The organism is Trabulsiella odontotermitis, from assembly GCF_001297775.1.
In the GTDB taxonomy this organism is placed as follows: domain Bacteria; phylum Pseudomonadota; class Gammaproteobacteria; order Enterobacterales; family Enterobacteriaceae; genus Trabulsiella; species Trabulsiella odontotermitis.
The window spans coordinates 364,940-386,663 of sequence record NZ_LIFX01000002.1; the positions used below are offsets into that span (position 1 = coordinate 364,940).

The following is a 21,724-nucleotide window of genomic DNA, read 5'->3' on the forward strand; positions in this document are numbered from 1 at the left end:
ACGTGATTGATAAAACCGCCTTTATTCATCCAACCGCCATTGTGGAAGAGGGTGCCGTCATTGGCGCCAATGCCCATATTGGTCCGTTTTGTATTGTTGGCCCGAATGTTGAAATCGGCGAGGGCACCGTACTGAAATCTCATGTCGTCATTAACGGTCATACTAAGATCGGCGCTGACAATGTGATCTATCAGTTCGCTTCCATTGGGGAAGTTAACCAGGATCTGAAATATGCTGGTGAACCGACGCAGGTGGAAATCGGCGACCGTAACCGTATCCGCGAAAGCGTGACCATTCATCGCGGCACAGTACAGGGCGGCGGATTGACGAAGGTGGGCAGCGATAACCTGCTGATGGTCAATGCTCATGTGGCGCATGACTGCACCATCGGCAACCGCTGCATCCTCGCCAACAACGCCACGCTGGCGGGGCACGTATCGATTGATGACTTCGCGATTATCGGCGGTATGACGGCCATCCATCAGTTCTGCATCATTGGTGCACACGTGATGGTGGGCGGCTGTTCTGGCGTAGCCCAGGACGTACCGCCGTACGTGATTGCGCAGGGCAACCACGCCACGCCTTTCGGTGTCAACATCGAAGGGCTGAAGCGTCGCGGCTTTAGCCGTGAGGCGATTACGGCAATCCGTAACGCGTACAAACAGCTGTACCGTAGCGGTAAAACGCTGGAAGAAGCCAAACCAGAGATTGAAGCCCTGGCCGAACAGTATCCGGAAGTCAAAGCGTTCACCGAGTTCTTCGAACGTTCGACGCGCGGACTGATTCGTTAATGGCGGAACAGCGTCCTCTGACAATTGCCCTGGTCGCCGGAGAAACCTCCGGCGATATCCTTGGCGCAGGTCTCATCCGCGCACTGAAAGCGCGGGTACCCAATGCCCGCTTTGTCGGTGTGGCGGGTCCATTAATGCAGGCGGAAGGTTGTGAAGCCTGGTATGAAATGGAAGAACTGGCGGTGATGGGCATTGTCGAGGTGCTGGGGCGTCTGCGTCGTTTGCTGCACATTCGTGCTGATCTCACTCAGCGCTTTACCGAACTCAAGCCCGATGTTTTCGTGGGTATTGATGCGCCTGACTTTAACATTACCCTCGAGGGGAATCTGAAAAAGCAGGGGATCAAAACCATTCATTACGTCAGCCCGTCCGTCTGGGCCTGGCGACAAAAACGCGTTTTCAAAATCGGCAGATCCACCAATCTGGTGCTCGCTTTCCTGCCTTTCGAAAAAGCGTTTTATGACCGTTTCAACGTGCCGTGCCGGTTTATCGGTCACACCATGGCCGATGCCATGCCGCTGGAACCCGATAAAAACGCGGCGCGCGACGCACTGGGTATAGCGCATGACGCTCACTGTCTCGCGTTACTGCCTGGTAGCCGCGGCGCGGAAGTGGAAATGCTTAGCGCGGATTTCCTGAAAACGGCGCAGATCCTGCGTAATCATTATCCCGATCTTAACGTCGTGGTGCCGTTGGTTAACGCGAAGCGCCGCGAACAGTTTGAACGGATTAAAGCCGAGGTCGCTCCTGATCTCCGCGTGCATTTGCTTGACGGCAAAGGGCGCGAGGCGATGATCGCCAGCGATGCGGCATTGCTCGCTTCCGGGACGGCGGCGCTGGAGTGTATGCTGGCGAAATGCCCGATGGTCGTGGGCTATCGCATGAAGCCTTTTACATTCTGGCTGGCAAAGCGGTTAGTGAAAACGGACTACGTTTCGCTGCCGAATTTGCTCGCCGGGCGTGAGCTGGTGAAAGAGCTGCTGCAGGATGACTGCCAGCCGCAGGCGCTGGCCGACGCGCTGATGCCGTTGCTGGCTAACGGCAAAACCAGCCATGAAATGCATGACACTTTCCGAGAACTGCATCAGCAAATCCGCTGCAATGCGGATGAGCAGGCCGCCGATGCGGTACTGGAGTTAGCACAATGATGGAATTTATCTATCCGCACACGCACCTGGTGGCGGGTGTGGATGAAGTCGGTCGTGGTCCGCTGGTAGGCGCGGTCGTAACAGCGGCGGTGATCCTCGATCCCGCGCGCCCGATCATGGGCCTCAACGACTCTAAAAAACTCTCTGAAAAGCGCCGTCTCGCGCTGTTTGACGAAATCACTGAGAAAGCCCTGTGCTGGAGCCTCGGCCGCGCAGAGCCGCATGAAATCGATGAACTGAATATTTTGCATGCCACGATGCTGGCGATGCAGCGCGCTGTCGCCGGGTTAACGATCATACCGGAATATGTGCTGATTGACGGTAACCGCTGCCCGGCGCTGCCCATGCCATCTCTGGCGGTGGTCAAAGGCGACAGTCGGGTGAAGGAAATCAGCGCCGCGTCGATTCTGGCGAAAGTGACGCGTGATGCGGAAATGACGGCGCTGGATCTCAACTTTCCCCAGTATGGCTTTGCGCAGCATAAAGGGTATCCTACCGCTTTCCACCTGGAGAAGCTGGCCGAACACGGTGCGACCGAGCACCATCGACGCAGTTTTGCCCCGGTAAAACGTGCGCTGGGTCTGGTGTCCTGACCGGGCGCTATTAAGCAACGCGGAATCTGAAGATGGCTGAACCACGTTTCGTACACCTGCGGGTGCACAGTGACTACTCCATGATCGATGGGCTGGCGAAGACCGGGCCGCTGGTGAAAAAGGCGGCCGCGCTCGGTATGCCTGCGCTGGCGATCACCGATTTCACCAACCTGTGCGGGCTGGTGAAGTTTTACGGAGCGGGACACGGTGCTGGCATGAAGCCGATCGTCGGCGCTGATTTTCACGTCCAGAGCGATTTACTGGGCGAGGAACTCACCGAGCTGACAGTGCTTGCCGCCAACAATACCGGTTACCAGAACCTGACGCTGTTGATTTCCCGGGCTTACCAGCGCGGTTACGGTGCGCTGGGGCCATGGATCGACCGCGACTGGCTGGTCGAACACAACGACGGGTTGATTTTGCTGTCAGGCGCGCGGATGGGCGACGTGGGTCGCAGCCTGCTGCGCGGCAACATGGCGCTGGTCGATCAGTGCGTGTCGTTTTATGAAGAACATTTCCCTGACCGTTACTACCTCGAACTGATTCGTACCGGTCGTGCAGATGAAGAAAATTATCTTCACGCGGCGGTAAGCCTGGCCGAAGAGCGCGGGCTGCCGGTGGTTGCGACCAATGACGTGCGGTTTATCGACGCCGGTGATTTTGACGCCCATGAAATTCGCGTCGCGATCCACGACGGTTTCACGCTGGACGATCCCAAGCGCCCCCGCAACTACTCCGCACAACAGTACATGCGTACTGAAGACGAGATGTGCGAGCTGTTCGCGGATATCCCTGAAGCGCTGGAAAACACGGTTGAGATTGCCAAACGCTGCAACGTGACTGTGCGTTTAGGCGAATACTTCCTGCCGCAGTTCCCGACCGGGGAGATGACCACAGAAGACTTCCTGGTCGCCAAATCGAAAGAGGGTCTGGAGGAGCGTCTTGAATTCCTGTTCCCTGACCCGGAAGAGCGCGTAAAACGCCGCCCGGAATATGATGAGCGCCTGGATATTGAACTCCAGGTGATCAACCAGATGGGCTTCCCCGGCTACTTCCTCATCGTGATGGAGTTTATCCAGTGGTCGAAGGATAACGGCGTGCCGGTAGGCCCCGGGCGAGGCTCCGGTGCGGGGTCGCTGGTGGCCTACGCGCTGAAAATTACCGATCTCGATCCTCTCGAATTCGATCTGCTGTTCGAACGTTTCCTTAACCCGGAACGCGTCTCTATGCCTGACTTTGACGTCGACTTCTGCATGGAGAAACGTGACCAGGTGATTGAGCACGTGGCGGACATGTACGGCCGCGACGCGGTTTCCCAGATTATCACCTTCGGTACGATGGCGGCGAAAGCGGTTATCCGCGACGTGGGGCGCGTGCTGGGGCACCCGTATGGCTTCGTCGATCGTATCTCTAAACTGGTGCCGCCAGATCCGGGTATGACGCTGGCGAAAGCGTTTGAAGCCGAGCCGCAACTGCCGGAAATCTACGAGGCAGACGAAGAGGTGAAAGCGCTGATCGACATGGCGCGTAAACTGGAAGGCGTCACGCGTAACGCCGGTAAACACGCCGGTGGCGTGGTGATCGCGCCGACCAAAATCACCGATTTCGCCCCGTTGTACTGCGATGAAGCGGGTCAGCACCCGGTCACCCAGTTTGATAAAAACGACGTGGAATACGCCGGGCTGGTCAAATTCGACTTCCTCGGTCTGCGCACGCTCACCATCATCAACTGGGCGCTGGAGATGATCAACGCCCGCCGAGAGAAACACGGCGAGCCACCGCTGGATATCGCCGCCATCCCGCTGGATGACAAGAAAAGTTTCGACATGTTGCAGCGCTCGGAAACCACCGCGGTATTCCAGCTTGAATCGCGCGGCATGAAAGACCTGATTAAGCGTCTGCAACCTGACTGCTTCGAAGATATGATCGCGCTGGTGGCCCTGTTCCGTCCGGGGCCGTTGCAGTCGGGGATGGTAGATAACTTTATCGACCGTAAGCACGGACGCGAAGAGATTTCCTACCCGGATGTTGAGTGGCAGCACGAGAGCCTGAAACCGGTGCTGGAGCCGACCTATGGCATTATCCTGTATCAGGAACAGGTAATGCAGATTGCCCAGGTGCTTTCCGGCTATACGCTGGGTGGCGCGGATATGCTGCGTCGTGCGATGGGTAAGAAGAAGCCAGAAGAGATGGCCAAGCAGCGCGGCACCTTTGAAGAAGGGGCGAAGAAAAACGGCGTTGATGGCGAACTGGCGATGAAAATCTTCGACCTGGTGGAGAAATTCGCCGGTTACGGATTTAACAAATCTCACTCCGCCGCCTATGCGCTGGTTTCCTACCAGACGCTATGGCTGAAGGCGCACTATCCGGCTGAGTTTATGGCGGCGGTAATGACCGCCGATATGGACAACACCGAGAAAGTGGTGGGGCTGGTGGATGAGTGCTGGCGCATGGGGCTTAAGATCCTGCCGCCGGATATCAACTCCGGTCTGTACCATTTCCACGTCAATGACGACGGTGAAATCGTCTACGGCATTGGGGCGATCAAAGGCGTCGGCGAAGGCCCGATCGAAGCGATCCTCGAAGCGCGTAACGAGGGCGGTTACTTCCGCGAGCTGTTTGATCTTTGCGCCCGCACCGACACCAAAAAACTCAATCGCCGGGTGCTGGAAAAACTGATCATGTCCGGGGCGTTTGACCGGCTTGGCCCGCACCGCGCGGCGCTGATGAATTCGCTCAGCGATGCGCTGAAAGCCGCCGATCAACATGCCAAAGCCGAAGCGATCGGCCAGGCGGATATGTTTGGCGTGCTGGCGGAAGAGCCGGAACAGATTGAACAATCCTATGCCAGTTGCCAGCCCTGGCCGGAACAAATCGTACTAGATGGCGAGCGTGAAACGTTAGGGTTGTACCTGACGGGGCACCCGATCACCCAGTATCTGAAAGAAATTGAGCGCTATGTCGGAGGCTACCGGCTGAAAGACATGCATCCGACCGAACGTGGTAAAGTCACCACGGCGGCGGGGCTCGTGATTGCCGCGCGGGTTATGGTCACCAAACGCGGCAATCGTATCGGCATCTGTACGCTGGATGACCGTTCCGGGCGGCTTGAAGTGATGTTGTTCACGGACGCTCTGGATAAATACCAGCAATTGCTGGAAAAAGACCGCATACTTATCGTCAGCGGACAGGTCAGCTTTGATGACTTCAGCGGGGGGCTTAAAATGACCGCCCGCGAAGTGATGGACATTGACGAAGCCCGGGAAAAATATGCACGCGGGCTTGCTATCTCGCTGACGGACAGGCAAATTGATGACCAGCTTTTAAACCGTCTCCGCCAGTCTCTGGAACCCCACCGTTCGGGGACCATTCCAGTGCATCTCTACTATCAGAGAGCGGATGCACGCGCGCGGTTGCGTTTTGGCGCGACCTGGCGTGTCTCTCCGAGCGATCGTTTACTCAACGATTTGCGTGGCCTCATCGGCCCGGAGCAGGTGGAACTGGAGTTTGACTAATACAGGAATACTATGAGTCTGAATTTCCTTGATTTCGAACAGCCGATCGCCGAGCTGGAAGCGAAAATCGATTCCCTGACAGCAGTAAGCCGTCAGGATGAGAAACTGGATATTAACATCGATGAAGAAGTGCATCGTCTGCGTGAAAAAAGCGTAGAACTGACGCGCAAAATCTTCGCCGATCTTGGTGCATGGCAGGTAGCCCAGCTGGCGCGCCATCCACAACGCCCATATACCCTGGATTATGTCCGCCTGGCGTTCGACGAATTCGACGAGCTGGCCGGTGACCGCGCTTACGCTGACGACAAAGCGATTGTCGGCGGGATTGCGCGTCTGGACGGGCGTCCGGTGATGATCATTGGTCATCAGAAAGGCCGTGAAACCAAAGAGAAAATTCGTCGTAACTTTGGTATGCCAGCGCCGGAAGGCTACCGCAAAGCGCTGCGCCTGATGGAAATGGCAGAACGCTTCAACCTGCCGATCATCACCTTCATCGACACCCCGGGCGCATACCCTGGCGTGGGCGCGGAAGAGCGTGGTCAGTCTGAAGCGATCGCCCGCAACCTGCGTGAAATGTCACGCCTGAAAGTGCCAACTATCTGCACCGTGATCGGTGAAGGTGGTTCCGGCGGTGCGCTGGCCATCGGCGTGGGCGACAAAGTCAACATGCTGCAGTACAGCACCTATTCGGTGATCTCGCCGGAAGGCTGCGCGTCAATTCTGTGGAAAAGCGCCGATAAAGCGCCGCTGGCCGCAGAAGCGATGGGCATTATCGCCCCGCGCCTGAAAGAGCTGAAGCTTATTGATTCCATTATCCCGGAACCGCTGGGTGGCGCACACCGTAACCCGGAAGCGATCGCCGCAAGCCTGAAAGCGCAACTGCTGGCTGATCTCGCCGATCTCGACGTGCTGAGCAAAGAAGACTTGCTCAATCGCCGCTATCAGCGTCTGATGAGTTACGGCTACGCATAACTAACAGATCCTTCTGAAAAGCCGCGCTTCTGTGCGGCTTTTTTATGTCTGAGATGTAGCCAGGCTATGATTAGCTAAAGGTTTTCCTGGAGGAACACGTGAATATTATTGCCATCATGGGGCCTCACGGGGTCTACCACAAAGACGAGCCGATCAAGGAACTGGAAGCGGCGCTGGCACAACAGGGATTCAAAACTATCTGGCCGCAAAACAGCGCCGACCTGATCAAATTCATTGAGCATAATCCACGCATTTGCGGCGTGATTTTCGACTGGGACGAATACAGCGTCGATCTGTGCAGTGAGATAAACCAGCTGAATGAATATCTCCCGCTCTACGCTTTTATCGATACTCACTCGACGATGGACGTCTCGGTTCACGACATGCGCATGGCGCTGTGGTTCTTTGAGTATGCGCTGGGGCAGGCGGAAGACATCGCCTCCCGCATCCGGCAGTACACCGGCGAGTATCTGGATAACATCACCCCACCATTTACCCGTGCGCTGTTCACGTACGTGAAAGAGGGGAAATATACCTTCTGCACACCAGGGCACATGGGCGGTACGGCCTACCAGAAAAGTCCGGTGGGGTGCCTGTTTTATGATTTTTTCGGCGGGAATACGCTGAAAGCGGACGTGTCGATTTCGGTAACGGAACTGGGCTCGCTGCTCGATCACACTGGCCCACATCTCGAAGCGGAAGAGTATATCGCCCGCACCTTTGGCGCCGAGCAGAGTTACATGGTGACTAACGGCACCTCCACTTCGAACAAAATCATCGGTATGTATGCCGCGCCTGCGGGCAGTACGTTGCTTATCGACCGTAACTGCCACAAATCGCTCGCGCATCTGCTGATGATGAGCGATGTGGTGCCGTTATGGTTAAAGCCGACGCGCAACGCACTGGGGATCCTGGGCGGCATTCCGCGACGCGAATTCACCCGCGACAGCCTCGCGCAAAAAGTGGCGACCACGCCGCAGGCGCAGTGGCCGGTGCATGCGGTGATCACCAATTCGACCTACGATGGTCTGCTGTATAACACCACCTGGATTAAACAGACGCTGGACGTTCCCTCCATTCATTTTGATTCCGCCTGGGTGCCCTATACGCATTTTCATCCGATTTATCAGGGAAAAAGCGGGATGAGCGGCGACCGGGTGCCGGGCAAAGTGATTTATGAGACGCAGTCAACGCATAAGATGCTCGCGGCCCTGTCGCAGGCGTCGCTGATCCATATCAAAGGGGATTACGACGAAGAGGCATTTAACGAAGCGTTCATGATGCATACCTCAACCTCGCCGAGTTATCCCATCGTCGCCTCAATTGAAACCGCGGCGGCGATGCTACGGGGGAACCCGGGCAAGCGGCTGATTCATCGCTCGGTCGAGCGCGCGCTGCATTTCCGTAAAGAAGTACAACGGTTGCGGGAAGAGTCGGAAGGCTGGTTCTTTGATATCTGGCAGCCGGAAGCGGTAGACGACGCGGAATGCTGGCCGGTCGCGCCAGGTGAAGACTGGCACGGTTTCGCCGATGCCGACGCGGATCATATGTTTCTCGATCCGGTAAAAGTGACCATTCTGACGCCAGGCATGGATGAGCAGGGCAACATGAGCGATGAAGGGATCCCGGCGGCGCTGGTGGCCAAATTCCTCGACGAACGCGGCGTGGTGGTGGAAAAAACCGGTCCTTACAATCTGCTGTTTTTGTTCAGCATCGGCATTGATAAAACCCGGGCAATGGGGCTTCTGCGTGGGCTGACGGAGTTTAAACGCGCTTATGATCTCAATTTGCGCGTCAAAAATATGCTACCTGATCTCTATGCCGAAGATCCTGACTTCTACCGCAACATGCGCATTCAGGATCTGGCGCAGGGGATCCACAAACTGATTCGCCAGCACCAGCTTTCGCACCTGATGCTGCGCGCATTTGATGTGCTTCCGGAGATGGTCATGACACCGCATCAGGCATGGCAACGGCAGATTAAAGGCGAAGTGGAAACCATCGAGCTCGAACACCTGGTGGGACGCGTTTCGGCGAATATGATCCTGCCTTATCCGCCGGGTGTACCGCTGTTGATGCCGGGTGAAATGATCACCAAAGAGAGCCGGTCAGTGCTCGATTTCCTGCTGATGCTGTGCTCTATCGGGCACCATTATCCCGGCTTCGAAACCGACATCCACGGTGCGCGGCGCGGTGAGGATGGCATCTATAGGGTACGAGTCTTAAAAAATGACTGAAGGGTTGCGCGCATCGGTCGCGGGCGGGTAACGTGCTGGAATATTTAAAGGAGGATTTCCATGCTGGGTTTAAAACAGGTTCACCACATTGCCATCATTGCGTCGGATTACGCGAAGAGCAAAGCATTCTACTGCGACATTCTCGGTTTTACGCTGCAGAGTGAAGCGTATCGCGAGGCGCGTGACTCCTGGAAAGGCGATCTGGCGCTGAACGGGCAATATGTGATTGAACTGTTCTCCTTTCCGTTTCCGCCTGAGCGCCCGAGTCGCCCGGAAGCCTGCGGATTGCGCCATCTGGCATTCAGCGTAGAGGATATCGACCAGGCCGTCGCTCACCTCGAAGGCAAAGGCGTACGCTGCGAAGCGATTCGCGTCGATCCTTTCACCGATAAGCGTTTTACCTTTTTTAACGATCCTGACGGTCTGCCGCTGGAACTCTATCAGCAATAACACTTGTCATCACAGACTTAGCCCGGTAACGTGCCGGGTTAGGCTTCTTTAATGCAATACCATCATGACAACCCCGGCAATCGCTCAATTTCTCTCTCCCTGGCGTCGTTTCCTGGTCGCGTTTAGCGGCGGGCTTGACTCGACCGTGTTGCTGCACCAGTTGATGTGCTGGCGGCAGGAGAACCCGGACATTCAACTGCGTGCGATTCACATTCATCACGGCCTCAGCGCTAACGCTGATGACTGGGTGGTGCATTGCCAGCAGCGTTGTGCGCAGTGGGAAATCCCGCTGGAGGTTGTCCGTGTCACGCTGGTGGATGAAGGCAAGGGAACGGAAGCACATGCGCGGCTGGCGCGTTATACCGCTTTTCGTGAGGCGCTGACGCCTGGCGATGTGCTGGTCACGGCACAGCATCTGAACGATCAGTGCGAAACCTTTTTGCTGGCGTTAAAGCGTGGCAGCGGACCGGCGGGATTGTCGGCGATGCCTGCTCAGGCGGATTTCGCGGGGACGAAACTTCTGCGCCCGTTACTGAATACGTCCCGCGCATCGCTGTTGCAGTGGGCACGGGATCATGCGCTGAGCTGGATTGAAGACGAATCCAATCAGGACGATACCTACGATCGTAATTTTCTGCGCCTGCGCGTGGTGCCTGCGCTTACCGACCGCTGGCCGCATTTTGCTGATGCAGTGGCACGCAGTGCGCAACTGTGTGGTGAGCAGGAAAAACTGCTGGATGAGCTGCTGACCGATGAGCTGGCAACGCTGACGGACAGCGAAGGGGCGCTGGCCATCGCGCCGCTGGAGCGGGTCAGTGAGGTGCGCCGTGCCGCGCTGCTGCGACGCTGGCTGGCGCAACAACAGGCGCCGATGCCTTCCCGGGAAAGTCTTCAGCGACTCTGGGACGAAGTGGCGCAGGCCCGTGAGGATGCGAACCCCTGTCTGCGTTTTGGCGAGTTTGAAATCCGTCGTTTTCAGCACCGGCTGTGGTGGCTAAAAACACACGCCAGCCAGGCGGAGTGCGTGATTGCCTGGTCGTCGCCTTCGACCGTGCTCACACTGCCGGATAATCTCGGTCAGCTACGACTGACACCGGGCGGGCTGGTTCGCGCACCGACGGACGATGATGTCGTCAGTGTGCGGTTTAAAGCACCGGGTATGCTGCGCATTGTGGGGCGCAACGGGAGCCGTAAGCTGAAAAAAATCTGGCAGGAACTGGGCGTCGCGCCCTGGCTACGGGACACGACGCCGCTGCTGTTTTATGGTGAGACGTTGATTGCAGCGGCGGGTCAGTTCGTGACGCAGGACGGTCTGGCAGAAGAGGGGAATGGCGTACAACTGGAATGGATAAAAAACGGGCAGTTGCCTGCCCGTTCATAAATTACGACTCGCTGACCACTACGGTGCCGATTTCCGGATGACTGAAGCTGGCGATTTTATCAAGACGTAGCTCCCGGGTTTCACCGGAGACGTCGACGACCAGATACTCCACGTTTTTGCGTGACAGCAGGTCATTGGCCTTCGCTTTCAGGACTTCACCATCTTTCAGCTCCAGCGTCAGGATCAGATGATGCTGGCAGGCGAGTTCGAGATTGTCATAGTCATCACAATTGATGGGTTGATAAGTATCATTCATTGACATAATCGCTCACCAGTAAGTTCGCAGCGGCATAGGCTGCTTTTTCCCTGACCGACTCTGAAACGGCATGATCAGATGCAACATCGTTCAATGCCTTCAGCACACAACCCAGCGCATCCGGGATATACCCTAAATCTCCGCTGGCAATTTCCGCATATCTCGCGCGTATTAACTCACAATACTTTTCCACATGCCCTCCTGTCAGCGTTCTGACTTAACCGTGGGATGCAAGTTTAAGCCTACGAAGATAAACTCTGTTTAGCAAGGTGACTATACCATACCCATCAAAGCAATATCAGCAGGATGAGCGTTAACTCCGCGAATTCGTGACAGCCTTTTGTCACGGATTTCGTTACAATAACCGCCAATTTTTGCAGGAGTGACCTCATGGCGCTGAAAGCGACAATATATAAGGCGACAGTGAACGTTGCCGACCTCGACCGCAATCAGTTTCTGGATGCTAACCTGACACTGGCGCGTCACCCTTCGGAAACCGAAGAGCGAATGATGCTGCGTTTGCTGGCATGGCTCAAATATGCCGATGAGCGGTTGCAGTTTACGCGCGGATTAAGTGCGGATGATGAACCCGAGCTGTGGCTGTTAAACGATCACTTAGCGATTGATTTATGGATTGAACTGGGGCTGCCGGACGAGCGCCGGATCAAAAAAGCCTGCTCCCGTTCGCAGGCGGTGGCGCTGTTTACCTATAACAGCCGCGCGGCGGAAGTCTGGTGGCAGCAGAATCAGGCGAAGATGGCGTCGTTTGATAATCTGTCGATCTGGTATCTCGACGATGCGCAATTAGCAACGTTGAGCGCCTTTGCCGCCCGCACCATGACGTTGCAGGCAACGTTACAGGATGGCGCCATCTGGCTGTCGGACGATCAGAATAATCTGGAAATTCATTTAACCCCCTGGCAACAGCAGGCATGATCACCCTTTCGCGAAATGTCTCCCTGGCTGACGATGAAGTGGTGATTACGGCGATCCGTGCGCAGGGCGCGGGCGGGCAGCATGTTAATAAAGCCTCAACGGCCATACATTTGCGCTTTGACATTCGGGCCTCAAGCCTGCCAGAGTACTACAAGGAACGCCTGCTGGCCGCCAGCCATCATTTAATTACTGAAGATGGCGTGATCGTGATAAAGGCGCAGGAATATCGCAGCCAGGAGATGAATCGGGAAGCCGCACTGGCTCGCCTGGTGAGCGTCATAAAAGAATTAACCGCCGTGCAGAAGCATCGTAAATCAACCCGACCCACAAAAGCGTCGAAAGAACGCAGACTGGCCTCAAAGGCTCAGAAATCCTCGGTAAAAGCGCTGCGCGGTAAAGTTCGTCATTCCTCATCGTGACGAAGAAAAATCATTGAGAATAAGGAATTCAAGGTGAAGAAAGCGATATTAACCGTGGCTGCAGCCTGCACACTCTTTGCACTCATCGGCTGTAATAACCGTGCTGAAGTGGATACGGTGCTGGCGCCGCAGTCGGAAGAATTAACCCCGATGCAGCAAAGCTGGCGTGGTGTTTTACCTTGTGCGGATTGCGAAGGTATTGAGACGTCATTATTCCTGGAAAAAGACGGCACCTGGGTGATGAACGAACGCTATCAGGGCGTGCAACACGAACCGTCTTCGTTTGCATCGTATGGTACCTGGGCGCGCACGGCGGATAAGCTGGTGCTGACCGACAGCGGTGGCGAGAAGTCTTACTATCGTGCGAAGGGCAATAAACTGGAAATGCTCGATCGCGACGGTAACCCGATTGAATCGACATTGAATTATTCGCTTGAACCGGTAAAGGCAAGCCTGCCGACGACGCCGATGGCGATGCGTGGAATGTATTTTTATATGGCTGACGCCGCCATCTTTACTGATTGTGCAACGGGTCAGCGCGTCGCGGTAGCTAATAACGCCCAACTGGAACGTGATTATGCCGTTGCGCGTGGTACCGAAACAAAACCTATTTTGCTGGTGGTCGAAGGGCATTTCACCCTTGAGCCAAATCCGGATACCGGTGAAATGACCAAAACGCTGATGGCGGATAAAGGATCAAAATTTATCCCCGGCAAAGACTGTAATGAGTGATAAAAAAAGCCTCGCAATCGCGAGGCTTTTTTGTCGGCTTAGCCCTTAATGGCAGTGACCAGGTAATTGAGAATATCGCCGGTTTTAATCAGCTGCTTCTCACCTGAACGACGGTATTTATATTCGATATCGTCGTTATCAAGGTTACGGTCGCCAATCACGATGGTGTGAGGGATACCAATCAGTTCCATATCGGCGAACATCACGCCCGGACGCTCTTTACGGTCATCCATCAGCACGTCAATTCCCTGCGCGCGCAGTTCGTTGTACAGTTTTTCCGCCAGTTCCTGTACGCGGTAGGATTTGTGCATGTTCATCGGCAGGATCGCGACCTGGAACGGCGCAATAGCGTCCGGCCAGACGATACCGCGCTCATCGTTGTTCTGTTCGATCGCGGCGGCAACCACACGTGTCACGCCGATACCGTAACAGCCCATCGTCAGGATCTGGTTACGACCATCTTCACCCTGCACGGCGGCATTCATCGCCTGAGAATACTTGGTGCCAAGCTGGAAGATGTGACCTACTTCGATACCGCGTTTGATAACCAGCGTACCCTGACCGTCCGGGCTCGGATCGCCAGCAACCACGTTACGGATGTCAGCCACTTCTGGCGTCGCGACGTCGCGATCCCAGTTGATACCAAAGTAGTGTTTACCATCGATGTTCGCGCCAGCGCCGAAATCGCTCATCGCCGCCACAGTGCGGTCGATCACCACCGGTACCGGCATATTCACCGGGCCAAGGGAACCCGGACCGGCATTGACCACAGCGCGGATTTCCGCTTCGGTGGCGAAGGTCAGCGGGCTTGCCACTTGCGGCAGCTTCTCTGCTTTCACTTCGTTCAGTTCGTGATCGCCACGGACCAGCAGCGCAATCAGCGGATATTCGCTGCCTTCCACCGTTTTCACCAGCAGGGTTTTGACGGTTTTCTCAATCGGCAGATTGAACTGCTCAACCAGCTCGGCGATGGTTTTCGCGTTCGGCGTATCAACCAGCGTCATTTCCTGTGTTGCAGCCGCGCGCGGCGTTTTTGGCGCAAGCGCTTCTGCAAATTCAATGTTAGCGGCGAAATCGGAGCTGTCGGAGAAGATCACGTCATCTTCGCCGCTCTGCGCCAGCACCTGGAATTCATGAGAGGCGCTACCGCCGATAGAGCCGGTGTCGGCCTGCACCGCGCGGAAATCCAGACCCATGCGGGAGAAGATTTTGCTGTAAGCGGCATACATCGCATCGTAGGTTTCCTGTAAGGATTCCTGTGAGGTATGGAAAGAGTACGCATCCTTCATCAGGAATTCGCGGGAACGCATGACACCAAAGCGCGGGCGCACTTCATCACGGAACTTGGTCTGGATCTGGAAGAAGTTCAGCGGCAGCTGTTTGTAAGAGTTCAGCTCGTTACGGATCAGATCGGTGATCACCTCTTCGTGGGTCGGGCCGAGGACGAACGGACGATCGCCACGATCAACAAAGCGCAGCAGCTCCGGGCCATACTGCTCCCAACGACCACTCTCCTGCCATAGGTCAGCGGGCTGAACCACTGGCATAGACACCTCAATCGCACCGGCGTTGTTCATCTCTTCACGCACGATGTTTTCGACTTTTTTCAGGACGCGCAGGCCGGTTGGCAGCCAGGTGTATAACCCGGAGGCCAGCTTGCGGATCATCCCGGCGCGCAGCATCAGCTGATGACTGATGACTTCGGCGTCGGCAGGTGTCTCCTTCAGAGTGGAGAGCAGATATTGGCTAGTACGCATGTTGTTACGATTCCATTTGGACGATTGGAACAGGCTCAGGGCGAGCCTGATTCAAAAAAAGTGGTTTAGTTTACCAGTGTGGCAAAGATGCCAAAAGAGAGGAAAAATAAAATTAGCGCGGTTCCAGCGCAAAGACTTCGAATCCGTTACCGTTTACGCGCCAGCGAACGTTGAAATCCAGCAGCCAGACAGCATAGGTTTTCCCGCTTTCTTCCTCTTTTCGATACGCCGGACGCGGATCCTGAGCCAGAACGTCACAAATGAACGTTTTCAACTGCGGATACCGTTTTTCCAGCTGTAATAACTGTGTTTCAACGTCGTCGGTAAAGCTGACGGACATGCTGGCTGGCGGTGCCTGTTGCGCGTAGCTGGCGGTAGCGTCCGGCAGCGCTTCGGCAAACGGCAGGTAAGGTTTAATGTCGATGACCGGCGTGCCGTCCACCAGATCCAGACTGCCCAGTTGCAGGATCACCTGATCTTTCTGACAGCGGATGCCCTTCAGTTCAACCAGCGACATGCCGATCGGATTCGGACGGAAGGTGGAACGTGTGGCAAAAACGCCCATGCGGGCATTACCGCCAAGACGCGGCGGCCTGACAGTAGGGCGCCAGCCGCCGTCCATCGTCTGATGAAAAACAAACAACACCCACAAATGGCTGAAGCCTTCAAGACCACGAACGGCCTCGGCCTGATTGTAGGGGGGAAGCAAATGAAGTTCGCCGCCCTGGCTTTTCACCAGCCCCGGCTGGCGGGGAACGGCAAACTTCTCTTTATAGGGAGAGCGAATGACGCCTATTTGCTCAAACTGAAACGCACTCATTTCGCCGAAACGTTGAGGGCCGAACCGATACATACCGCCTGACGATAGCAACCCGGCGTACCGCTGGTCACTTCGCAACTGTGCAGCAGAACCGCGTTCGCCTTCATTTTAGAGGCGTTGATCTGCATACGTTTCCGCGCGGTTGGAATGTTTGGCGGAGAGTCCTGATTGGACGCCTGGCAGGAATCGCCGGAGACTTCACCGAGTTCGCGGAAAGGTTTACCGAGCAGATCTTCTGCTTTGGTGTAAATTTTTACCGGAACAGGGCGCGGTGCTTTGGGTTTGACGGTTTCCGTTTTGGGCGGCGTTGCGGTGCTTTGTACGGGTTCGACAGGAGATCTGCTTAGCATGGAACAGCCGCTTAACATGAGTGCCAGTAAACAGATCGGTAAAGCACGCATAATATTTCCTCAATGAATGGTAAACCAGGCGGTTATTGAATCAGGTGCTGGTCAAAATGACAAGACGGGCATAAGCCCGTCCTGAATGATATTAACTGGGGAAAGAGATTACCAGCCTTTCACCGCACCGCCGTTAAAGATTTTGTCGGCCGCAGCAGCCACTTCGTCAGACTGATACGCTTCAACGAATTTCTTCACGTTTTCGGCGTCTTTGTTATCTTCGCGGGAAACGATCAGGTTAACGTACGGAGACTCTTTATCTTCAACAAAGATGCCGTCTTTCGCCGGTGTCAGGTTGATCTGGCTGGCGTACGTGGTGTTGATGACAGCCAGCGCAATCTGCGCGTCGTCCAGAGAGCGCGGCAACTGCGGCGCTTCCAGTTCAACAATTTTCAGGTTTTTCGGGTTCTGCTCGATATCCAGCACGGTTGGCAGCAGGCCCACGCCATCTTTCAGTTTGATCAGACCCACTTTCTGCAGCAGCAGCAGGGAACGGCCAAGGTTGGTCGGATCGTTCGGAACCGCAACCTGTGATTCCGGCTGCAGCTCATCCAGCGTTTTGATTTTTTTGGAGTAACCGGCGATCGGGTACACGAAGGTGTTTCCGACTGGCACCAGTTTGTAGCCACGATCTTTGATCTGCTGATCGAGGTACGGTTTGTGCTGGAAAGCGTTCGCATCGATATCGCCTTTGCTCAGCGCTTCGTTTGGCAGAACGTAATCATTAAAGGTTACCAGTTCAACGTCCAGACCGTATTTCTCTTTCGCCACTTTCTGCGCGACTTCAGCAACCTGTTGCTCAGCGCCAACAATGATACCTACTTTAATGTGGTTCGGATCTTTTTCATCCTGACCGCAACCCACGAGAGCCAGAGAACCAAGCAGGGCACCCACGGCCGCAAAAGTCTTCAAATTGAACGCCATGTTATTTCCTTTGTATGTTGTGTATTACGTTATTTGTGAGTCACAGTCCGGACGATACGATCGCCGCAGAATTGAATTAAATAAACTAAAACTACGAGTAAAACCAGTACCGTATTCATTACTGTCGCGTTATAGCCGATATACCCGTACTGATAGCCAATCTGGCCGAGACCACCGGCGCCGACGGCACCCCCCATCGCTGAATAACCCACCAGCGTGATAAGGGTAATCGTAGCCGCATTCACCAGGCCTGGCAGCGCTTCCGGCAGAAGCACTTTGCGGACGATCTGCATCGGCGTGGCGCCCATGGCGCGGGACGCTTCAATCAGCCCGGTAGGAATTTCCAGTAATGCATTTTCCACCATACGGGCGATAAACGGCGCCGCCCCGACCGTCAGCGGGACAATCGCCGCCTGCAAACCGATGGACGTACCGACCATCAGTCGGGTGAACGGGATCATCCACACCAGCAGAATAATAAAAGGAATCGAACGGAAGATATTCACCAGCGCCGAAACGGTGCGGTAGAGCTTCGCATTTTCCACGATCTGCCCCGGACGGGTAACATACAGCAGAACACCCACGGGCAGGCCGAGGACAAAACCGAACAGGCCGGAGACGAAGGTCATCGCCAGCGTCTCCCAGACGCCGCGGGCCAGTAACCACATCATTGGCTCAGACATAACCCAGTACCTCTACTTTTACGTGGCGTTCCTGCAGCCAGGCAATGGCGGCTTGCGTATCTTGTTGTGTTCCGTGCATTTCGGTCAGCATGATGCCGAACTTAACGCCACCGGCGTAATCCATCTGCGCGCTGATGATATTGTTATTCACGTTAAAGCGACGCGCGGTTTCGGAGAGCAGCGGGGCGTCTACGGACTGACCCGTAAATTCCATGCGTAGCATGGGAACACTGCCTGACTGCGGGAAGTCTTTCAGACGCGCCAGGTAATCTTCCGGGATATCCAGATGCAGCGTCGACTGAATGAACTGCTGCGCCAGCGGGGTTTTCGGATGGGAGAACACTTCGCTCACCGTATCCTGCTCAATCAACTGACCGTTGCTAATGACCGCAACACAATCGCAGATGCGTTTCACTACATCCATCTCATGTGTAATCAACAGAATGGTCAGGCCCAGACGACGATTGATGTCTTTCAGCAATTCCAGAATGGAGCGCGTGGTGGCCGGGTCGAGCGCGCTGGTGGCTTCATCACACAGCAGCACTTTGGGGTTGCTGGCCAGCGCACGCGCAATGGCGACGCGCTGCTTTTGACCGCCCGACAGGTTTGCCGGATAGCTGTCGTGTTTATCGCTCAGGCCGACGAGATCCAGCAGCTCAGTCACGCGACGCTTTATTTCTTCTTTCGGGGTGTTATCGAGTTCCAGTGGCAACGCGACGTTACCAAAAACGGTGCGGGACGCGAGCAGGTTAAAGTGCTGGAAAATCATGCCGATCTGGCGACGTGCTTTGGTCAGTGCAGATTCTGAGAGCGTCGTCAGCTCCTGGCCGTCAACCAGTACGCTGCCCTGAGTCGGGCGCTCCAGCAGATTCACACAACGAATCAGTGTACTTTTACCCGCACCGGAGGCGCCAATGACGCCATAGATTTGCCCGGCAGGTACATGCAGGCTGACATCATTGAGAGCCTGAATAGTACGGTTTCCCTGCTGGAACACTTTGGTGATATTCGAAAGTTTAATCATTAGATATTTATTATCGTTTAAATGGTAGCCGTGGCATTTTTTACTGCCGGACGAGCACGAAGGCCGTCAATGAAATGGATGTTAAGGCATCCAGACGTCTAAATCAATCCGACTTTCAATAATGAGCACTTTCTTGCGTGACGAAACATGCGATACTAGCGGCACAGGCTATATTCAGGAGCTCATCGTGGCAAAGTCAGTACCCGCAGTTTTTCTCGATCGTGATGGCACGATAAATATTGATCACGGCTATGTGCATGAAATCGATGATTTTGAGTTTATTGATGGCGTCATTGATGCCATGCGTGAACTCAAAGAGATGGGTTTTGCTCTGGTACTGGTGACCAACCAGTCCGGGATTGCGCGCGGCAAATTTACCGAAGCGCAGTTTGAAACACTGACCGAGTGGATGGACTGGTCACTGGCTGACCGCGGTGTGGATCTGGATGGTATCTACTATTGTCCGCATCATCCGCAAGGCAGTGTAGAGGAGTTCCGCCAGGTGTGTGATTGCCGTAAACCGCATCCGGGAATGCTGATCTCTGCGCGTGATTATCTGCACATTGATATGGCGGCGTCTTACATGGTGGGCGACAAGCTGGAAGATATGCAGGCGGCGACCGCGGCAGAAGTCGGCACTAAAGTGCTGGTGCGTACCGGTAAGCCAGTGACGGAAGAGGCTGAAAAAGCAGCCGATTGGGTGATTAATAGTCTTGCCGATCTGCCAACGGCTATCAAAAAGCAGAAATAATCAACGTTATGACGAAAAGATGAGCGGTTGAAATAAAAATGAATTTTTCCGCTTGTCATTCCTCGCAGGCCCCCTATAATGCGCCTCCATCGACACGGCGCTGATGACAAACATCACACAGCGACGGTGAGTCGGAAGAGTAAAAATCCTGAGAAATTAGGGTTGACTCTGAAAGAGGAAAGCGTAATATACGCCACCTCGCGACAGTGCGCTGTAAGCCGCGTCGCAACTGCTCTTTAACAATTTATCAGACAATCTGTGTGGGCACTCGGAGTGACATGGATTCTTAACGTCTTCGGACGAAAAATGAATACCAAGTCTCAAAGAGTGAACACGTAATTCATTACGAAGTTTAATTCTTAGAGCATCAAACTTGAATTGAAGAGTTTGATCATGGCTCAGATTGAACGCTGGCGGCAGGCCTAACACATGCAAGTCGAGCGGCAGCGGGGGAAAGCTTGCTTTCCCGCCGGCGAGCGGCGGACGGGTGAGTAATGTCTGGGAAACTGCCTGATGGAGGGGGATAACTACTGGAAACGGTAGCTAATACCGCATAACGTCTTCGGACCAAAGTGGGGGACCTTCGGGCCTCATGCCATCAGATGTGCCCAGATGGGATTAGCTAGTAGGTGGGGTAACGGCTCACCTAGGCGACGATCCCTAGCTGGTCTGAGAGGATGACCAGCCACACTGGAACTGAGACACGGTCCAGACTCCTACGGGAGGCAGCAGTGGGGAATATTGCACAATGGGCGCAAGCCTGATGCAGCCATGCCGCGTGTATGAAGAAGGCCTTCGGGTTGTAAAGTACTTTCAGCGGGGAGGAAGGTGTTGTGGTTAATAACCGCAGCAATTGACGTTACCCGCAGAAGAAGCACCGGCTAACTCCGTGCCAGCAGCCGCGGTAATACGGAGGGTGCAAGCGTTAATCGGAATTACTGGGCGTAAAGCGCACGCAGGCGGTCTGTCAAGTCGGATGTGAAATCCCCGGGCTCAACCCGGGAACTGCATCCGAAACTGGCAGGCTTGAGTCTTGTAGAGGGGGGTAGAATTCCAGGTGTAGCGGTGAAATGCGTAGAGATCTGGAGGAATACCGGTGGCGAAGGCGGCCCCCTGGACAAAGACTGACGCTCAGGTGCGAAAGCGTGGGGAGCAAACAGGATTAGATACCCTGGTAGTCCACGCCGTAAACGATGTCGACTTGGAGGTTGTGCCCTTGAGGCGTGGCTTCCGGAGCTAACGCGTTAAGTCGACCGCCTGGGGAGTACGGCCGCAAGGTTAAAACTCAAATGAATTGACGGGGGCCCGCACAAGCGGTGGAGCATGTGGTTTAATTCGATGCAACGCGAAGAACCTTACCTGGTCTTGACATCCACGGAAGTTTTCAGAGATGAGAATGTGCCTTCGGGAACCGTGAGACAGGTGCTGCATGGCTGTCGTCAGCTCGTGTTGTGAAATGTTGGGTTAAGTCCCGCAACGAGCGCAACCCTTATCCTTTGTTGCCAGCGGTCCGGCCGGGAACTCAAAGGAGACTGCCAGTGATAAACTGGAGGAAGGTGGGGATGACGTCAAGTCATCATGGCCCTTACGACCAGGGCTACACACGTGCTACAATGGCATATACAAAGAGAAGCGACCTCGCGAGAGCAAGCGGACCTCATAAAGTATGTCGTAGTCCGGACTGGAGTCTGCAACTCGACTCCACGAAGTCGGAATCGCTAGTAATCGTGGATCAGAATGCCACGGTGAATACGTTCCCGGGCCTTGTACACACCGCCCGTCACACCATGGGAGTGGGTTGCAAAAGAAGTAGGTAGCTTAACCTTCGGGAGGGCGCTTACCACTTTGTGATTCATGACTGGGGTGAAGTCGTAACAAGGTAACCGTAGGGGAACCTGCGGTTGGATCACCTCCTTACCTGAAAGAACCTGCCT

Annotated in this window: 20 protein-coding genes and 1 rRNA gene; 13 read left to right on the forward strand and 8 right to left on the reverse strand. The window is 55.0% G+C overall.

All coding sequences use genetic code 11. The features are described from left to right. Positions 1–2: 2 nt before the first annotated feature. The 8 genes from lpxA (at position 3) to tilS (ending at position 11,087) form a co-directional block, all read left to right on the forward strand. Positions 3–791: an acyl-ACP--UDP-N-acetylglucosamine O-acyltransferase gene (gene lpxA, locus AOY23_RS03470; RefSeq protein WP_054178430.1), complete on the forward strand. Its 789-nt coding sequence runs from the start codon at positions 3–5 to the stop codon at positions 789–791. Then, positions 791–1,939, forward strand: a complete 1,149-nt coding sequence (lpxB, locus tag AOY23_RS03475; protein ID WP_054178431.1) for a lipid-A-disaccharide synthase — start codon at positions 791–793, stop codon at positions 1,937–1,939. Before lpxA ends, lpxB begins: the two co-directional genes overlap by 1 nt. Beyond that, positions 1,936–2,532 carry a ribonuclease HII gene (gene rnhB, locus AOY23_RS03480; RefSeq protein ID WP_054178432.1) on the forward strand — a complete coding sequence of 199 codons (597 nt, stop codon included), beginning with the start codon at positions 1,936–1,938 and terminating at the stop codon, positions 2,530–2,532. The genes lpxB and rnhB overlap by 4 nt, the downstream gene beginning before the upstream one ends. Before the next feature lie 32 nt (positions 2,533–2,564). Beyond that, positions 2,565–6,047, forward strand: coding sequence for a DNA polymerase III subunit alpha (gene dnaE / locus AOY23_RS03485; protein WP_054178433.1), 3,483 nt, complete (start codon positions 2,565–2,567; stop codon positions 6,045–6,047). A gap of 12 nt (positions 6,048–6,059) precedes the next feature. Next, positions 6,060–7,019 (forward strand): acetyl-CoA carboxylase carboxyl transferase subunit alpha, encoded by a 960-nt coding sequence (gene accA, locus AOY23_RS03490; protein WP_054178434.1) that lies wholly within the window; start codon positions 6,060–6,062, stop codon positions 7,017–7,019. A 98-nt stretch (positions 7,020–7,117) separates the two neighbouring features. Then, complete coding sequence (gene ldcC, locus AOY23_RS03495) at positions 7,118–9,256, forward strand: lysine decarboxylase LdcC (protein ID WP_054178435.1); 2,139 nt, start codon at positions 7,118–7,120, stop codon at positions 9,254–9,256. Positions 9,257–9,316: 60 nt separating this feature from the next. Then, positions 9,317–9,706: a VOC family protein gene (locus tag AOY23_RS03500; RefSeq protein WP_054178436.1), complete on the forward strand. Its 390-nt coding sequence runs from the start codon at positions 9,317–9,319 to the stop codon at positions 9,704–9,706. Positions 9,707–9,770: 64 nt separating this feature from the next. After that, positions 9,771–11,087 (forward strand): tRNA lysidine(34) synthetase TilS, encoded by a 1,317-nt coding sequence (tilS, locus tag AOY23_RS03505; RefSeq protein ID WP_054178437.1) that lies wholly within the window; start codon positions 9,771–9,773, stop codon positions 11,085–11,087. Position 11,088: 1 nt separating this feature from the next. Here the strand turns inward: tilS and rof are convergent, their stop codons facing one another. Further along, the gene (gene rof / locus AOY23_RS03510; RefSeq protein ID WP_049847512.1) at positions 11,089–11,349 is read right to left on the reverse strand and encodes a Rho-binding antiterminator; all 261 of its coding nucleotides are present in this window, start codon (positions 11,347–11,349) and stop codon (positions 11,089–11,091) included. After that, positions 11,336–11,536, reverse strand: coding sequence for a YaeP family protein (locus tag AOY23_RS03515; RefSeq protein WP_054178438.1), 201 nt, complete (start codon positions 11,534–11,536; stop codon positions 11,336–11,338). Before AOY23_RS03515 ends, rof begins: the two co-directional genes overlap by 14 nt. Positions 11,537–11,733: 197 nt before the next feature. Between AOY23_RS03515 and AOY23_RS03520 the strand changes: the two genes are divergently transcribed. From AOY23_RS03520 to nlpE, 3 genes are read left to right on the forward strand one after another with little or no spacing between them, the layout of a single operon-like run. Beyond that, the gene (locus tag AOY23_RS03520; protein ID WP_054178439.1) at positions 11,734–12,279 is read left to right on the forward strand and encodes a YaeQ family protein; all 546 of its coding nucleotides are present in this window, start codon (positions 11,734–11,736) and stop codon (positions 12,277–12,279) included. After that, a complete protein-coding gene (gene arfB, locus AOY23_RS03525; protein WP_054178440.1) occupies positions 12,276–12,698 on the forward strand; it encodes an alternative ribosome rescue aminoacyl-tRNA hydrolase ArfB in 423 nt (140 codons plus the stop codon). The genes AOY23_RS03520 and arfB overlap by 4 nt, the downstream gene beginning before the upstream one ends. 33 nt (positions 12,699–12,731) lie before the next feature. After that, on the forward strand, positions 12,732–13,430 hold the full coding sequence (gene nlpE, locus AOY23_RS03530) for an envelope stress response activation lipoprotein NlpE (protein WP_054178441.1): 699 nt from the start codon (positions 12,732–12,734) through the stop codon (positions 13,428–13,430). A 38-nt stretch (positions 13,431–13,468) separates the two neighbouring features. Here nlpE and proS read toward each other — a convergent pair whose 3' ends face one another. The 6 genes from proS to metN all read right to left on the reverse strand — a co-directional run bounded on the left by proS (position 13,469) and on the right by metN (position 19,039). Then, the gene (gene proS / locus AOY23_RS03535; protein ID WP_054178442.1) at positions 13,469–15,187 is read right to left on the reverse strand and encodes a proline--tRNA ligase; all 1,719 of its coding nucleotides are present in this window, start codon (positions 15,185–15,187) and stop codon (positions 13,469–13,471) included. Positions 15,188–15,299: 112 nt separating this feature from the next. Next, a complete protein-coding gene (tsaA, locus tag AOY23_RS03540; protein WP_054178443.1) occupies positions 15,300–16,007 on the reverse strand; it encodes a tRNA (N6-threonylcarbamoyladenosine(37)-N6)-methyltransferase TrmO in 708 nt (235 codons plus the stop codon). Further along, positions 16,004–16,408, reverse strand: a complete 405-nt coding sequence (rcsF, locus tag AOY23_RS03545) for an Rcs stress response system protein RcsF (protein ID WP_038155493.1) — start codon at positions 16,406–16,408, stop codon at positions 16,004–16,006. The genes tsaA and rcsF overlap by 4 nt, the downstream gene beginning before the upstream one ends. A gap of 108 nt (positions 16,409–16,516) precedes the next feature. Beyond that, a complete protein-coding gene (locus tag AOY23_RS03550; protein ID WP_054178444.1) occupies positions 16,517–17,332 on the reverse strand; it encodes a MetQ/NlpA family lipoprotein in 816 nt (271 codons plus the stop codon). Between the two features lie 29 nt (positions 17,333–17,361). Beyond that, the gene (locus AOY23_RS03555) at positions 17,362–18,015 is read right to left on the reverse strand and encodes a methionine ABC transporter permease MetI (protein ID WP_054178445.1); all 654 of its coding nucleotides are present in this window, start codon (positions 18,013–18,015) and stop codon (positions 17,362–17,364) included. Beyond that, entirely contained in the window at positions 18,008–19,039 is a 1,032-nt protein-coding gene (gene metN, locus AOY23_RS03560) for a methionine ABC transporter ATP-binding protein MetN (protein ID WP_054178446.1), read from the reverse strand. Before metN ends, AOY23_RS03555 begins: the two co-directional genes overlap by 8 nt. A 187-nt stretch (positions 19,040–19,226) precedes the next feature. Between metN and gmhB the strand changes: the two genes are divergently transcribed. Together gmhB and AOY23_RS03570 are read left to right on the forward strand one after the other, a co-directional pair. Then, the gene (gene gmhB / locus AOY23_RS03565) at positions 19,227–19,790 is read left to right on the forward strand and encodes a D-glycero-beta-D-manno-heptose 1,7-bisphosphate 7-phosphatase (RefSeq protein WP_054178447.1); all 564 of its coding nucleotides are present in this window, start codon (positions 19,227–19,229) and stop codon (positions 19,788–19,790) included. A 375-nt stretch (positions 19,791–20,165) separates the two neighbouring features. After that, a 16S ribosomal RNA gene (locus tag AOY23_RS03570) occupies positions 20,166–21,707 on the forward strand. The last annotated feature ends 17 nt before the right edge of the window (positions 21,708–21,724 follow it).